General features: G+C 67.1%; 15 protein-coding genes. 4 read left to right on the forward strand and 11 right to left on the reverse strand.

What is annotated here, in order from left to right; all coding sequences use genetic code 11:
- Window positions 1–27: 27 nt before the first annotated feature.
- The 3 genes from U5A56_RS05485 (at window position 28) to U5A56_RS05495 (ending at window position 4,108) form a co-directional block, all read left to right on the forward strand.
- Complete coding sequence (locus tag U5A56_RS05485) at window positions 28–1,800, forward strand: iron ABC transporter permease (RefSeq protein WP_321921243.1); 1,773 nt, start codon at window positions 28–30, stop codon at window positions 1,798–1,800.
- Window positions 1,793–2,860: an ABC transporter ATP-binding protein gene (locus tag U5A56_RS05490; protein ID WP_124484940.1), complete on the forward strand. Its 1,068-nt coding sequence runs from the start codon at window positions 1,793–1,795 to the stop codon at window positions 2,858–2,860. The genes U5A56_RS05485 and U5A56_RS05490 overlap by 8 nt, the downstream gene beginning before the upstream one ends.
- 153 nt (window positions 2,861–3,013) lie before the next feature.
- Window positions 3,014–4,108, forward strand: a complete 1,095-nt coding sequence (locus tag U5A56_RS05495) for a porin (RefSeq protein WP_321921246.1) — start codon at window positions 3,014–3,016, stop codon at window positions 4,106–4,108.
- A gap of 175 nt (window positions 4,109–4,283) precedes the next feature.
- Here the strand turns inward: U5A56_RS05495 and U5A56_RS05500 are convergent, their stop codons facing one another.
- Together U5A56_RS05500 and U5A56_RS05505 are read right to left on the reverse strand one after the other, a co-directional pair.
- Window positions 4,284–5,246 carry a quinone oxidoreductase family protein gene (locus tag U5A56_RS05500; RefSeq protein WP_044842975.1) on the reverse strand — a complete coding sequence of 321 codons (963 nt, stop codon included), beginning with the start codon at window positions 5,244–5,246 and terminating at the stop codon, window positions 4,284–4,286.
- A 46-nt stretch (window positions 5,247–5,292) separates the two neighbouring features.
- A complete protein-coding gene (locus U5A56_RS05505; RefSeq protein ID WP_044842974.1) occupies window positions 5,293–5,544 on the reverse strand; it encodes a hypothetical protein in 252 nt (83 codons plus the stop codon).
- Between the two features lie 95 nt (window positions 5,545–5,639).
- Between U5A56_RS05505 and U5A56_RS05510 the strand changes: the two genes are divergently transcribed.
- Window positions 5,640–6,419, forward strand: a complete 780-nt coding sequence (locus U5A56_RS05510) for a helix-turn-helix transcriptional regulator (protein ID WP_321921249.1) — start codon at window positions 5,640–5,642, stop codon at window positions 6,417–6,419.
- Between the two features lie 53 nt (window positions 6,420–6,472).
- Here the strand turns inward: U5A56_RS05510 and U5A56_RS05515 are convergent, their stop codons facing one another.
- The 9 genes from U5A56_RS05515 to U5A56_RS05555 form a co-directional block, all read right to left on the reverse strand.
- Window positions 6,473–7,048, reverse strand: coding sequence for a PIN domain-containing protein (locus tag U5A56_RS05515; protein ID WP_321921251.1), 576 nt, complete (start codon window positions 7,046–7,048; stop codon window positions 6,473–6,475).
- Entirely contained in the window at window positions 7,045–7,512 is a 468-nt protein-coding gene (locus U5A56_RS05520; protein ID WP_257772489.1) for a helix-turn-helix domain-containing protein, read from the reverse strand. Before U5A56_RS05520 ends, U5A56_RS05515 begins: the two co-directional genes overlap by 4 nt.
- A 108-nt stretch (window positions 7,513–7,620) precedes the next feature.
- Window positions 7,621–8,427 carry a 4-hydroxy-2-oxoheptanedioate aldolase gene (gene hpaI / locus U5A56_RS05525; protein WP_321921254.1) on the reverse strand — a complete coding sequence of 269 codons (807 nt, stop codon included), beginning with the start codon at window positions 8,425–8,427 and terminating at the stop codon, window positions 7,621–7,623.
- Window positions 8,428–8,439: 12 nt separating this feature from the next.
- Window positions 8,440–9,243, reverse strand: coding sequence for a 2-oxo-hept-4-ene-1,7-dioate hydratase (hpaH, locus tag U5A56_RS05530; RefSeq protein ID WP_124484945.1), 804 nt, complete (start codon window positions 9,241–9,243; stop codon window positions 8,440–8,442).
- Between the two features lie 20 nt (window positions 9,244–9,263).
- On the reverse strand, window positions 9,264–9,656 hold the full coding sequence (locus U5A56_RS05535; protein WP_321921256.1) for a 5-carboxymethyl-2-hydroxymuconate Delta-isomerase: 393 nt from the start codon (window positions 9,654–9,656) through the stop codon (window positions 9,264–9,266).
- A gap of 29 nt (window positions 9,657–9,685) precedes the next feature.
- Window positions 9,686–10,534 carry a 3,4-dihydroxyphenylacetate 2,3-dioxygenase gene (hpaD, locus tag U5A56_RS05540; RefSeq protein ID WP_321921258.1) on the reverse strand — a complete coding sequence of 283 codons (849 nt, stop codon included), beginning with the start codon at window positions 10,532–10,534 and terminating at the stop codon, window positions 9,686–9,688.
- 54 nt (window positions 10,535–10,588) lie between these two features.
- The gene (hpaE, locus tag U5A56_RS05545) at window positions 10,589–12,052 is read right to left on the reverse strand and encodes a 5-carboxymethyl-2-hydroxymuconate semialdehyde dehydrogenase (protein WP_321921260.1); all 1,464 of its coding nucleotides are present in this window, start codon (window positions 12,050–12,052) and stop codon (window positions 10,589–10,591) included.
- Between the two features lie 22 nt (window positions 12,053–12,074).
- Window positions 12,075–12,839 carry a fumarylacetoacetate hydrolase family protein gene (locus U5A56_RS05550; protein WP_321921262.1) on the reverse strand — a complete coding sequence of 255 codons (765 nt, stop codon included), beginning with the start codon at window positions 12,837–12,839 and terminating at the stop codon, window positions 12,075–12,077.
- Window positions 12,836–13,525: a fumarylacetoacetate hydrolase family protein gene (locus tag U5A56_RS05555; protein WP_044842966.1), complete on the reverse strand. Its 690-nt coding sequence runs from the start codon at window positions 13,523–13,525 to the stop codon at window positions 12,836–12,838. The genes U5A56_RS05550 and U5A56_RS05555 overlap by 4 nt, the downstream gene beginning before the upstream one ends.
- Window positions 13,526–13,609 lie beyond the last annotated feature (84 nt).

Below are 13,609 nucleotides of genomic sequence, written 5' to 3' on the forward strand. Positions count from 1 at the left end.
CATCCGGATGGCCGCAGGGGCGAACTCATGCTTTCAACCAGCACACGCGGAGCGGCGCCGGCCGTTCCGCCCTCCACCGGCCAGGGTGGCGCGATTCCCGCGCTGCAGGTCAGCAACCTGCAGCCGCTCGCCGGCATGCTGCGCTGGATCGTCGTCGCGGTGCTCACCGTCGCGGTCGCGCTGCCGCTCGGCTTCATCCTGTTCCAGAGCCTGCTTTCCGCGCCGTTCTTCGACGCGAACAAGACGCTCGGCGTCGAAGGCTTCCGCTTCATCTTCACCGACCCGGACTTCTGGTCGGCCGTGAAGAACTCGTTCATCATCGCCGGCGGGATGCTGTTCATCTCGATCCCGCTCGGCGGCATCCTCGCGTTCCTGATGGTGCGCACCGACCTGCCCGGCCGTCGCTGGCTCGAGCCGCTGCTGCTCACGCCCGTGTTCGTGTCGCCGATGGTGCTCGCGTTCGGCTACGTGGTCGCGGCCGGCCCGGTCGGCTTCTATTCCGTGTGGTTCAAGGAACTGTTCGGGGTGCAGAACGTGCCCTGGAACGTGTACTCGATCTTCGCGATCACGATGATCGTCGGCCTCACGCACGTGCCGCACGTGTACCTGTACTCGTCGGCCGCGCTGCGCAACCTCGGCTCGGACGTCGAGGAAGCGGCGCGCGTGACGGGTGCGCGGCCGTTCCGCGTCGCGCTCGACGTGAGCCTGCCGATGACGATGCCCGCGCTGCTGTTCGCCGGCGTGCTCGTGTTCTTCCTCGGCTTCGAGGTGTTCGGGCTGCCGCTCGTGCTCGGCGATCCGGAAGGCCACCTCGTGCTCGCGACCTACCTGTACAAGCTGACCAACAAGCTCGGCGTGCCCTCGTATCACCTGATGGCCGCGGTCGCGGTGTGCATCGTCGCGATCACGTTCCCGCTCGTGCTGCTGCAGCGCCGCCTGCTGAAGACCGCGAACCGCTTCGTCACGGTGAAGGGCAAGGCCGGCCGTGCGACGGTGCTGCCGCTCGGCGTATGGCGCTGGGTCGCGCTCGCGATCGTCGCGCTGTGGCTGATGCTGACGGTGATCGTGCCGATCTCGGGCATCGTGCTGCGCGCGTTCGTGAGCAACTGGGGCGAAGGCGTCGCGCTCGGCGAAGCGCTGACGCTTTCGAACTTCGTCGAGCTGTTCGAGCAGGACAACCTCGTGCGCGCGATCGTCAACACGCTCGGCATCGGCGTGATCGGCGGTGCGCTCGCGATCGGCTTCTACTCGCTCGTCGCCTTCGCCGGCCATCGCCGCAACGACTGGGCGACGAAACTGCTCGACTACCTCGTGCTGCTGCCGCGCGCGGTGCCGGGCCTGCTCGCCGGTCTCGCGTTCCTGTGGATCTTCCTGTTCGTGCCGGGCCTGCGTGAGCTGAAGAACTCGATGTGGAGCATCTGGATCGCATACACGGTCGTGTGGCTCGCATACGGGATGCGGCTCATCCAGAGCGCGCTGCTGCAGGTCGGCCCGGAACTCGAGGAAGCCGGCCGCAGCGTCGGCGCGACGCGCAGCCGCGTGTCGCTCGACGTGACGCTGCCGCTCGTGCGCTTCGGCCTGCTCGCCGCGTGGCTGCTGATCTTCATGATCTTCGAGCGCGAATACTCGACCGCCGTCTATCTGCTGTCGCCCGGCACCGAAGTGATCGGCGCGCTGCTCGTGTCGCTGTGGGCGACCGGCGCCGTCGACCAGGTTGCCGCGCTCTCTGTCATCAACATCGCGATGGTCGGCGCCGGTCTCGGCGTGGCCCTGCGCTTCGGAGTGAAACTTCATGGATAAGCTCATCGTCGACGACCTGCATCTCAGCTATGGCGCCAACCCCATCCTCAAGGGCGTGTCGTTCGAACTGAAGGCCGGCGAAGTCGTGTGCCTGCTCGGCGCGTCGGGCAGCGGCAAGACCACGCTGCTGCGCGCGGTGGCCGGCCTCGAACAGCCGTCCGACGGGCGCATCCAGCTCGACGACCGCGTGTTCTTCGACGGCGCGCGGCACGTCGACCTGCCGGTCGAACAGCGTTCGCTCGGCCTCGTGTTCCAGTCCTACGCGCTGTGGCCGCACCGCACCGTCGCCGACAACGTCGGCTACGGGCTCAAGCTGCGCCGCGTGGCGCCGGCCGAACAGAAGCGCCGCGTGCAGACCGCGCTCGACCAGCTCGGCCTCGGCCACCTCGCCGAGCGCTTTCCGCATCAGCTGTCGGGCGGCCAGCAGCAGCGTGTCGCGATCGCGCGTGCGCTCGTCTACAACCCGCCGGTGATCCTGCTCGACGAGCCGCTGTCGAACCTCGACGCGAAGCTGCGCGAGGAAGCGCGTGCGTGGCTGCGCGAGCTGATCGTGTCGCTCGGGCTGTCGGCGCTCTGCGTGACGCACGACCAGACCGAAGCGATGGCGATGTCCGACCGCATCCTGCTGCTGCGCAACGGCCGCATCGAACAGGAAGGCACGCCGGCCGAGCTGTACGGCGCGCCGCGCTCGCTGTACACGGCCGAATTCATGGGCAGCAACAACCGCATCGACGCGCGCGTCTCGGCCGTCGACGGCGAACGCGTGACGCTCGCCGGCGACGGCTGGGAGCTGCAGGCGCTCGCCCGCGACACGTTCGCGCCGGGCCAGGACGCGCAGGCCGTGATCCGCCTCGAACGCGTGCAGGTCGCCGACGGCCCGGGCGCGAACCGGCTGCAGGCCGACCTCGTCACGTCGATGTATCTCGGCGACCGCTGGGAATACCTGTTCCATTGCGGCGAGATGCGCCTGCGCGCGTTCGGCCACGTGCCGCGCGCGGCCGGCAAGCACTGGATCGAATTCCCGACCAACGACTGCTGGGCGTTCGCGAAAGCGGGCTGACCCGCTTCGCGGCGGCTCGTGTGCCGCCGCGCGTGCATTCAACATGCTTTTGCGACTCGAATCGGCGGACGCTTCATGGCGTCCGCCGATGGCGTGTCGAATACGCGTTTTACGTTTCGACCAACCCACAACAACCAAGGAGACACCGTCAAAATGAAGTCACGTGCAGAACGTTCTATTCGAACAGTAGTCCTCACCAGTTCAGCCGCGGCAGTAGCCTCTCTCGCCGCGCCGGTCGCGCACGCGCAGTCGTCGGTCACGATCTACGGGATCATGGACGCCGGCATCGAATACACGAACCATGCGGCACCGGATGGCGGCAATTCGTTCAAGCTGAAGTCGGGCAACAAGAACACGTCGCGCTGGGGCTTGCGCGGCGTCGAGGATCTCGGCGGCGGTTTGAAGGCGGTGTTTCGCCTCGAAAGCGGCATCGATCTCGCGAATGGCGCGTCCGACGACGGCCCCGACTCGATCTTCGCGCGCCGTGCGACGGTGGGCCTGAAAGGCAAATGGGGCGAACTGACGCTTGGCCGCAACTTCACCGTCACGTACGACTACATGATGCCGTTCGACCCGATGGGTTACTCGCAAAACTATTCGTGGGCGTCGTCGTCGATGGCGACCGGCGGGCGCAAGGACGGCATGTTCACGCGCTCGTCGAATGCGGTGCGTTACGACGGTGAATTCAGCGGCTTCAAGTTCGGCGCGCTGTATGGCTTCGGCAACGTGCCGGGCAGCGTGAAGACCAGCTCGAAATACGACTTCGCGCTCGGCTACGAGACCGGCCCGTTCGCGGCGGTGCTCACGTTCGACCGGCAGAACGGCGCGGCCGACAGCGTCACGCCGGCCGATACCGTCAACTACATCCAGGGGATTCACGCGGGCCTGAGCTACGACTTCGGCAACCTGAAGACGATGGCCGGCTATCGCAACTACAAGCGCACGTTTCGCACCGCGGCGGCGAACCAGTTGAGCGATATGTACTGGCTCGGCGGGTCGTACCAGTTCACGCCGACGTTCTCGCTGATCGCGGCCGTCTATCACCAGGACATCAAGGGCGGCACGGATGCCGACCCGACGCTGGTATCGGTTCGGGCGCAATACGCGCTGTCGAAGCGCACGGTGCTGTACGCGGCCGGCGCGTTCGCGATCGCGAAGCACGACCAGAAGGTCGGCGTGTCGCGCGATTTCGCCGGGTATGGCACCACGCAGGTCGGCGTGACCGCGGGGATTCAGCAGCGGTTCTGAGTGTGACGATGCGGGCGGCGGGTGACTTTCATGTCGCGCCGCCCGTTGTCGGTACACACCACCGCCCTGCTTCGCACCGCGCGTTCGCAATCGTCTGACGGCTCGACGCGACGGTGGATGCCCGGCTGCCGCCGGTGCGCGCACCGATCGCGTCATGGCCACGGCCTGCGGCCGGTCAATCGCCGCGCATCGTGAATACCGGGCGCACCCGACTGTTCGCATCGCCCCAGTGCTCGCCGACCGCCGACAGCGGCACCGTGCGCGTTTCGAGCGTCAGCCCCGCCGGGCCTGCCGCGTCGAATACGCCACGCACCGAAGCCAGCAACCCCGGCAGCGACACGCTGCCGATACCGCTGCCCAGCAATTCGATCGCGGTGGCACGCAATACGGCGCCCGGCAGCAGCACGTCCGCGCCGCCGATCGAGCCGATCTGCACGAAGCGCAACCGACGGCCGTCGGGCGTCGCCTTCGCGGCGGAAATCAGCAGTGCGAGCGCGCTCGCCCCCCAAAGATAGTCGAGCACGATGTCCACACCCGCGCGGAAATGCGGTTCGAGCGCGCGGGCCAGATGCGCGTCGTCCTGCTGCAGCGACACGACGGCGTCCGCGCCGGCGTTCAGCAACGCTTCCAGCACGGCCGCGTTGCGGCCCGTCGCGATCACCTTCGCGGCGCCCAGATGCTTCGCGATCCGCACCGCGAGCCCGCCCGAGGCGCCCGTCGCGCCGTTGACCAGCACCGTTTCGCCCGCGACCAGCCGCGCGCGCTCGGTCAGCGCGGCCCACGACGACATGCCGGGAATCGCGATCGCGGCGGCCGTCACGTCGTCGAGGTCGTCCGGCAGCGGCACGCACTGCGCGTCGGGCACGATCGTGCGTTCGGCCATCGCACCGAACGGCGCGGGCGCGCCGAAGAAATAGACGCGCCGGCCGTCGTCGCCGCGCCCCACGCCGTCGACGCCGACGACGAACGGATAGCCGCCGCCGGACGAATAGTGCGTGCCCGCCGCGCGCGCCTGCGCAAGACGGCTCAACGCGGACGCCGTCACGTCGATCAGACGGTGGCCGGGTATCGCATGCGGCGCTTCGAACTCCATATGAACGGGGCGCTCGCCGGCGCCCGTCACGACTGCTGCTTTCATGCCGACTCCTTGATTGATGGATCTCGATCGACGGTTCCGTCGTGTATCAGCGTGCGTCGAGCCACGCGCGCAGTGCTGGATCGCGCACTTCCAGCACGTCGAACAGGCCGAGCGCACGCAGCGCGGGCAATGCGTCGAGCGCGTCGGCTTCGGCACGGGCGCGCTCGGCGGGCGCCGCATCCGGATCGGTCAGCACGCGCGCGTTGACCAGGAACGCGCCGACGGTGCCCTTGCGGATCGTCGTTCCGCCGGCCTCGATCCGGTCGGCATGGTCGGGAAGCATCTGTTCGGCTCGCATCGCGTCGTACTCCGGTTGTCATCGATGGACGCAGTTTAGGCGTGCGCAGCCGGCCGATCTCCGGTATAACAGTCGTTCGATACTGAAATCCGGCCATGACCGATCCACTCCTGCCCGCCCGATTCGTCACGTCCGACGACGGCCCGTTCGTCGTCGCCGCCGTGCTGTCGCAGCGCGACCCGCGCATCACGCCGCCGCATGCGCACGCGCGCGGCCAGCTCGTCGGCGCACTGAGCGGCGTGGTGTCGATCGGCCTCGACGACCAGGACTGGGTCGTACCGGCGATTCATGCGATCTGGATTCCGCCGCGTTGTCGGCATTCGCTGCGCTCGTTCGGGCCGATTTCCGGATGGTCCGCGTTCGTCGCCGAAGCGCGCTGCGCGGGGTTGCCTGACGCGCCGCGCGCGATCCGCACCACGCCGCTGCTTCGCGAAGCCGTGCAGCGCGCGGCAAGCTGGGGCGATGCGGAACTCGATGCCGCGCAGGCGCGCATTGCCGACGTGATCCTCGACGAAATCGCGTCGTCACAGGTAGAGGCGCTGGGGCTGGTGCGGCCGCAGGATCCGCGGCTCATGAAGATCACCGATGCGCTCGCCACGAACCTCGCGAACAACCGGCGACTGGAGGAATGGGCAGCATGGGCCGGCATCGGTGCCCGGACGATGAGCCGCCGCTTCGTCGCCGAGACAGGGCTGACGTTCGCGCAGTGGCGTCAGCAGGCACGGCTGTTGCGGGCGCTGGAGAAAATCGCCGACGGCGTGCCGGTCACGACGATCGCGCTCGATCTCGGGTATGACAACGTGAGCGCGTTCATCGACATGTTCCGGCGGGCGACGGGGACGACGCCGGGAAGGTATATGGAAGCGGGACGATAAGGTCGGCGCGATGCGCGGCGATGACGCAAACCGATTCCCGTATCCCGTACGATTCAAATAATCGTTCGATAGGCATCGAGTATCTTGCAGGTCTGAACCATACCCAGGCGCTGCAATATTTCGAGATAGCGCTCCGCCAACATCGGCGGATGCCTGAGTGTTTCGCGCTGCCGCCGCGCGGCAGCAATCACTGCTGCCGGCTCGAGATCGAAGAGATTGTCGACGAACACGTCAGGGTGCTGTGCTTCGACACCGTAGGTCGACAGCACTTCTTCCGGGAAATCCTTCTGATTGAACGTCACGATCACGCTGGCGTTGCAACGGATCGCGGCAGCGAGCACGTGTCGATCTCCTGCGTCCGGCAGGGTCAGCCCTTCAATCAGTGCTTCATAGCCGGTCACGACCGCATCGGGTATCGCCCGATCCATCAGGGCGGCTGTCCGGTCGAGTTGCGCAGCGGTCAGGTCTGCCCGATTCCGCAGCAGATTCCGCTTCCATTCGTCGTGGATATCGACACTCCAGCGGGCCCTGAAACATCCGCTCAACGCAAGCCACATCAGGAAATCGCGCAGCGGCGCGGGATAAAGCACACACGCATCGTAGACCGCCGTGAATGGCGAACTCGTCATTCGTAGCCCATCCCGTGCTCCTGCGCCAGTCGGCTCAGTTCCTCCATCGCGGCCGCGCTCGCCTGATCGCGCTCGGTTTTGTAGCGCATCAAATCGGAAAATCGCACGCGGCGATGCTTGCCCGTCTTGTGATGCGGCAGCGCATTCGATTCAAGCAGCTTGATCAAATGCGGGCGAGAAACGTTGAGCAGATCGGCAGCTTCCTGCGTCGTCAGTTCCGCATGGACCGGCACGACCTTGACGGCATTGCCGTCGGCCAACTCGGCGAGGATATCGACCAGCAAACGTAATGCGGAAGTCGGAAGCTCGACCTGATGTGCGCGATTCTCGTCATCGAAAATCTGGATGCGTTGTATTTCCGTTCGCGTGGCCAGATACGCTGCGAGCGCGCGCTGCCCTTCGACAGCCGCCCGCATCTCGCGCTCGACGGGCAAGATCGTCTCGGACATCGTGGAATGAGGCATCGCGCGCTCCAAGGAGGTTTGTTGATGGCGCGATTTTATTCGAAACAATCGAAACTCGCAATAAACGAAACATAATGCGCCCCTTATAAAAGATCCCATCCGCTTCGCTCAATACGTCCCATCCCCCTTCTTCACCGCGCTCCCACCGTTCCCCTTGAACTGCGCCGCCAACCGCTCCGCACTTCTCGCCAGCAGTGTCGTATCGACCCCCACCGCAACAAACAACGCCCCCGCTTCCAGATACCGCCGCGCCGCCGCCTCATCCGCGCTGAGAATGCCCGGCGCCTTGCCTGCCGCCTTGATCGCCCGGATCGCGCCGTCGATCGCCGCCTGCACGTCCGGATGCCCCGGATTGCCGAGGTGCCCGAGATCGGCCGCCAGATCGGCCGGCCCGATGAACACACCATCGACGCCGTCCACCCGTGCAATCGCATCGATCGCGTCGAGTCCGGCATGCGTCTCGACCTGCACGAGCACGGCCATCTCGTCGTTCGCGCGATGCAGATAGTCGCCGACGCGGTTCCACCGCGACGCGCGCGCGAGCGCACTGCCGACGCCGCGAATCCCGTGCGGCGGATAACGCGTCGCGGCCACCGCCGCGCGCGCTTCGTCGGCGCTCTGCACCATCGGCACGAGCAGCGTCTGCGCGCCGAGATCGAGCACCTGCTTGACGATCACCGGATCGTTCCACGGCACGCGCACGACCGGCTGCGACGGATACGGTGCGATCGCCTGCAACTGCGCGAGGATCGTCGGCACCGTGTTCGGCGCATGTTCGCCGTCGATCAGCAGCCAGTCGAAACCGGCGCCCGCGACGACTTCGGCGCTGTACGGATTCGCCAGGCCGAGCCACAACCCGACCTGCGCGTCGCCACGCGCGAGCGCGGCCTTGAAGACATTCGACGGAATCTGCATCGCTCGCTCACCTCATGCGAAATAGCACTGGATCGTCCCGAGCGGGCCGTAGTCGACGCTGAACGTGTCGCCCGAGCGCGCCGCGCACGGCCGCGTGAACGAGCCGCCGAGCACGACCTGCCCCGGCTCCAGCGCGACGTCGAAGCGCGACAGCCGATTCGCCAGCCACGCGACGCCATTGGCCGGATGGTTCAGCACGCCGGCCGCGACGCCCGTTTCCTCGACCACGCCGTTGCGCGACATGATCGCCGCGACCCAGCGCAAGTCGACGTCCTGCGGCCGCACCGGCCGCCCGCCGATCACGACGCCCGCGTTCGCCGCATTGTCGGCGATCGTGTCGAACACCTTGCGCGGCCGCTTCGTATCGGGGTCGATCGACTGGCTGCGCGCGTCGATGATCTCGAGCGCGGGCACCACGTAATCGACCGCGTCGTACACGTCGAAGATCGTGCAGTTCGGGCCGGTGAGCCGCTTGCCGAGCACGAACGCGAGTTCGACCTCGACGCGCGGCACGATGAAGCGCCCGGCCGGGATCGTGCCGCCGTCGTCGAAGAACATGTCGTCGAGCAGCGCGCCGTAATCGGGCTCGTCGATCTGCGACGTGTTCTGCATCGCCTTCGACGTGAGGCCGATCTTGTGCCCCTTCAGCGTGCGGCCTTCCGCGAGCTTGAGGGCGACCCACGCGCGCTGGATCGCATACGCGTCGTCGATCGTGATGTCGGGATGGTCGAGCGAGATCTGGCGGATCTGTTTGCGCTCGCGCTCGGCGTCGTGCAGACGCTGCGCGAGCTGGTCGATGATGGCGGGTTCGAGCATGGTCGGATCGGGAAAGGGGTTCAGCCGGCCCGCTTGTAGCGGGCGTGAATGTTGTTGTGCTTGTACGAGCCGCTTTCGCTGAACTCGGTCAGCTCCATCGACAGCGCGAGATAACGCTTCGCGTACAGCTCCGCGAAATGCACGTTGATCGCGTCGAACAGCGCGTCGCACGCGGCCTGCTTGGTCTCGTCGCTGCGGCCCGAGCCGATCTTCAGCGTCACGTGGACGAACGCGTCGTCCTCCGTGCCGTCGGCGACGCAGTAATCCTGCAGCTCGATCGCGCGCGAGCGGATGCCGCCGGTCGGAAACACGCCGCCCTGCGCGATCAGCGTCGCGTTGATCGTGCGCAGCAGCGCGGGAATGCGCGCGTCGTCGCGGATGTTCGCGGTGTATTCGACGACGATGTGTGGCATGGCAACGCTCCGGATAGGTGATGCGGCGCTCAGGCGAGCGGGAAGATCGCGTTGATCTGCCCGGTGCCCGAGCTCGCGAAATAGTCGGTGACGATCTCGACCGGCTTGTCGTAACGATCCCAGCCGAGCAGGCCGAGCAGCATCGCGGTGTCGTGCATGCCGCCTTCGCCGTGACAATGCGTGTTGTACTCGGGCAGCATCGCGCAGAAGGTCCTGAAATCGCCCTGCTTCCACAGCTCGACCACGCGCAGGTCGACCTGCCGGAAGAACTCGCGGCTGATCTGGTGGATCGATTCCTCCGGGCTGCCGTTGTCGTTGAAGCGATGCGACAGCGAGCCGCTCGCGAGGAACGCGACGTTCGAATCGCTCTTTTCGATCGCCTCGAGCAGCGCCTCGCCGAAGCGCCGGCTTTCGTCGAGCTGATGCCACATGCACCAGCCCGCGATCGACACGACCTTGAAGTGCTGGTCGGCGTTCATGTAGCGCATCGGCACGAGCGTGCCGTATTCGAGTTCGAGGCTGTCGATCTCGTGTGCGCGCGTCGCGATGCCGCGTGCGCTGGCCGTCTCCGCGATCAGGCGGCCGAGTTCGGGGTTGCCCGGATACGCGTACTGCATGTCGCGGATGAAGTGCGGCAGCTCGTTGCTCGTGTACGTACCCGCGAACCGCGCATTGCAGTTCACGTGATAGCCGGCGTTGACGAGCCAGTGCACGTCCGACACGACGATCGTATCGACGCCGAGCGCGCGGCAGCGCTCGCCGATCAGCTGGTGGCCGCGGATCGCCGCTTCGCGGCAGCCGTGATGCCTGCCGGGCAACTCCGACAGGTACATCGACGGCACGTGCGTGATCTTCGCGGCGAGGGACAGTTTGCCCATCGTTCAAGTCTCCGTATCGTTCGTTCTTGCTGGCAGCGCCACGACCCGCGCCCGTCACACGCCCCAGCGGGGAATGTGATGCGAACCCATCGAGATGCACACGTTCTTGATCTCCGCGAACACCTCGAAGCTGTACTCGCCGCCTTCGCGCCCGGTGCCCGACTCCTTCACGCCGCCGAACGGCTGGCGCAGGTCGCGCACGTTCTGGCTGTTCACGAACACCATCCCGGCCTCGATCCCGCGCGCGAGGCGATGCACCTTGCCGACGTCCTGCGTCCAGATGTACGACGCGAGCCCGTAGGACGTGTCGTTCGCAAGCCGCAGCCCTTCCTCCTCGTTCTCGAACGGAATCAGGCACGCGACCGGCCCGAAGATCTCTTCCTGCGCGATGCGCATCCGGTTGTCGACGTCGGCGAACACGGTCGGGCGCACGAAATTGCCGTTGCGCAGATGGTCGGCGAGGCCGGCCGGCTTGTCCGCGCCGCCTGCCACCACGCGCGCGCCTTCCTGCTCGCCGATCCGGATATAGCCGGTCACCTTCTCCCAGTGCTGGCGCGTGATCATCGCGCCGAGCTGCGTCGCGTGATCCGACGGGTCGCCGACCACCAGGTTGTTCGCACGGCGCGCGAATTCCTGCACGAAGCGGTCGTAGATCGTGCGCTGCACGAAGATCCGCGAGCCCGCGGTACAGCGCTCGCCGTTGATCGAGAAGATCGTGAACAGCGACGCGTCGAGCGCGCGGTCGAAATCGGCATCGTCGAAAATCAGCACGGGCGACTTGCCGCCGAGCTCCATCGAGTATTTCTTCAGGCCCGCGCGCTCCATGATTCGCTTGCCCGTGACCGTGCCGCCCGTGAACGACACCGCGCGCACGTCCGGATGGCGCACCAGCGCGTCGCCGGCCGTCGCGCCGTATCCCTGCACGACGTTCAACACGCCCGCCGGAATGCCGGCTTCGAGCGCGAGCCGGCCGAGCTGGTCGGCCGTCAGCGGCGACAGCTCCGACATCTTCAGCACGGCCGTGTTGCCGAGCGCGAGACACGGCGCCGTCTTCCACGTCGCGGTCATGAACGGCACGTTCCACGGCGACACCAGCGCGCACACGCCGACCGGCTGGTACAGCGTGTAGTTCAGCATCTGGTCGTCGACCGGATACGTGCGGCCGTTCATCTGCACGCACACTTCCGCGAAGAAGTTGAAGTTCTCGGACGCGCGCGGAATCAGCTGCTTGCTCGTCTGCGCGATCGGCAGGCCGGTGTCCTGCGTCTCGAGCGCGGCGAGCATCGGCACGTTCTTCTCGATCAGCTCGCCGAGCTTGCGCATCAGCTTCGCGCGCTCCTTCGCGGGCGTGTTCGCCCACTTCGGGAATGCGTCCTTCGCCGCGCGCACGGCCGCGTCGACTTCGGCCTCGCCGGCCGACGCGACGTCGGTGATCGCGTCGCCCGTCGCGGGATTCAGCGTCGTGAAGGTCTCGCGGCTCTCGACCTCACGGCCGCCGATCCAGTGCTTGATGGTCATGTGCTCTCCTTGGGCGACGGGCTCAGCCGGCGCGATAGTAGTCTGCTTCGCCGACGATCGTGTTCACGAGCCGGCCGATTCCTTCGATTTCGGTCACGACCTCGTCGCCCGGCTGCGTGTCGGCCAGCCCTTCCGGCGTGCCGGTCAGGATCAGGTCGCCCGGCGCGAGCGTCATGAAACTGCTGATGTGCTCGATCAGCGCGGGCACGTCGAAGATCATGTCGCGCGTGCTACCGCGCTGGGTCTCCCGGCCGTTCACCGTCGTGCACAGCGTCAGGTCGCCCGCGTCGCCGATCTCGTCGCGGCTGACGAACCACGGCCCGAGCGGCGTGCAGGTATCGCGGTTCTTCACGCGCAGGTTCGGGCGGTAGTAGTTTTCGAGGTAATCGCGGATCGCGTAGTCGTTCGCGACCGTGTAGCCGGCGACGTGGTCGAGCGCCTGCGCGCGGCTCACGTTGCGCGCCGGGCGGCCGATCACGACGGCCAGCTCGCACTCGTAGTGCATGTGCGTCGCGTCCGCCGGGCGCACGGTGCGCGAGCGGTGACCGATGAACGTGTTCGGCCCCTTCAGGAAGATCAGCGGCTCGCTCGGCGCGTTGAACGCGAGTTCCTTCGCGTGGTCCGCGTAGTTGAGGCCGAGCGCGAACGTCGTGCGCGGCGCGACGGGCGGCAGCCACGTCACCACGTCCTCGGCGACCACGCGGCCCGTGTCGAGGCGGATCGCGCCGTCGCCGGCCGGTTCGGCCGCATGCAGTGCGCCGTTGTAGATCACGCGCGCCGTCTTCATCGTGCTTCCTCCGCAATCAGCGTATGCCGCAACGTGCCGATGCCGGCGGCGGCAATCTCGATCGTGCTGCCCGCGCGGGCACGCGGTGCGCCACCCGCGACGCCGAGCAGCAGCACGTCGCCCGCGTCGAACGACATGAATGCCGTCACGTCGGCGATCAGTTCCCGCACCGGGCGGATCAGCGTGGCGGTCGACGCGGACACCACGGCATCGCCGTCGATCCGCACGGTCAGGCCGATCGCGTCGACATCGCCAAGCGCGGCCGCCGGCACGATCGCCGGGCCCAGCGGGCAGAAGCCGTCGCGACACTTGAAGCGCACGGCCGGACGGTAGTAATCGGGATGCGGAACCGACACGTCGCTCGCGAGCGTGAAGCCGTGCACGTAATCGAGCGCCTGCGCGGCCGGCACGCGCGTCGCGCGCCGCGAGAACACGACGGCCAGCGACGCGCCGATCTCCAGCGCATCGACGCCCGCGGGCACCACGACGGCCGCGCCGTCCGCCGCATGCGTGTTGGCCGGTTTGATGTAAAGGATCGGCGCCTGCGGCGGACGGCCGTAAGGCGGTGCGTGCACGGCATCGCCGAGCGCGTCGAGTGCGGCGCGCTCGTTGAGCAGCGCACCGTAGACGGTACCGATGGCGACCGGCAGCGGCGGCGCCGCGGCGGTCCTGCAAGACAGCTCCATGCGTCATTCCCCTGCCGCGCGTCGCGGCGCATCGTCAATAGTTAACATCTTAAGTAAACAATCGGACGCTGGCAACCGCGATTA

Source organism: Burkholderia sp. BCC1998, assembly GCF_905339875.1.
In the GTDB taxonomy this organism is placed as follows: Bacteria; Pseudomonadota; Gammaproteobacteria; order Burkholderiales; family Burkholderiaceae; genus Burkholderia.

Excerpts from the sequence above, each read along its gene's own strand:
- U5A56_RS05520 (WP_257772489.1), bottom strand. The coding sequence starts at position 7,512 with ATGCCTCATTCCACGATGTCCGAGACGATCTTGCCCGTCGAGCGCGAG.
- U5A56_RS05535 (WP_321921256.1), bottom strand. The coding sequence starts at position 9,656 with ATGCCACACATCGTCGTCGAATACACCGCGAACATCCGCGACGACGCG.
- hpaE (WP_321921260.1), bottom strand. The coding sequence starts at position 12,052 with ATGACCATCAAGCACTGGATCGGCGGCCGTGAGGTCGAGAGCCGCGAG.
- U5A56_RS05550 (WP_321921262.1), bottom strand. The coding sequence starts at position 12,839 with ATGAAGACGGCGCGCGTGATCTACAACGGCGCACTGCATGCGGCCGAA.
- hpaI (WP_321921254.1), bottom strand. The coding sequence starts at position 8,427 with ATGCAGATTCCGTCGAATGTCTTCAAGGCCGCGCTCGCGCGTGGCGAC.
- U5A56_RS05510 (WP_321921249.1), top strand. The coding sequence starts at position 5,640 with ATGACCGATCCACTCCTGCCCGCCCGATTCGTCACGTCCGACGACGGC.
- U5A56_RS05490 (WP_124484940.1), top strand. The coding sequence starts at position 1,793 with ATGGATAAGCTCATCGTCGACGACCTGCATCTCAGCTATGGCGCCAAC.
- hpaD (WP_321921258.1), bottom strand. The coding sequence starts at position 10,534 with ATGGGCAAACTGTCCCTCGCCGCGAAGATCACGCACGTGCCGTCGATG.
- U5A56_RS05555 (WP_044842966.1), bottom strand. The coding sequence starts at position 13,525 with ATGGAGCTGTCTTGCAGGACCGCCGCGGCGCCGCCGCTGCCGGTCGCC.
- U5A56_RS05500 (WP_044842975.1), bottom strand. The coding sequence starts at position 5,246 with ATGAAAGCAGCAGTCGTGACGGGCGCCGGCGAGCGCCCCGTTCATATG.
- U5A56_RS05515 (WP_321921251.1), bottom strand. The coding sequence starts at position 7,048 with ATGACGAGTTCGCCATTCACGGCGGTCTACGATGCGTGTGTGCTTTAT.
- hpaH (WP_124484945.1), bottom strand. The coding sequence starts at position 9,243 with ATGCTCGAACCCGCCATCATCGACCAGCTCGCGCAGCGTCTGCACGAC.
- U5A56_RS05495 (WP_321921246.1), top strand. The coding sequence starts at position 3,014 with ATGAAGTCACGTGCAGAACGTTCTATTCGAACAGTAGTCCTCACCAGT.
- U5A56_RS05485 (WP_321921243.1), top strand. The coding sequence starts at position 28 with ATGCTTTCAACCAGCACACGCGGAGCGGCGCCGGCCGTTCCGCCCTCC.
- U5A56_RS05505 (WP_044842974.1), bottom strand. The coding sequence starts at position 5,544 with ATGCGAGCCGAACAGATGCTTCCCGACCATGCCGACCGGATCGAGGCC.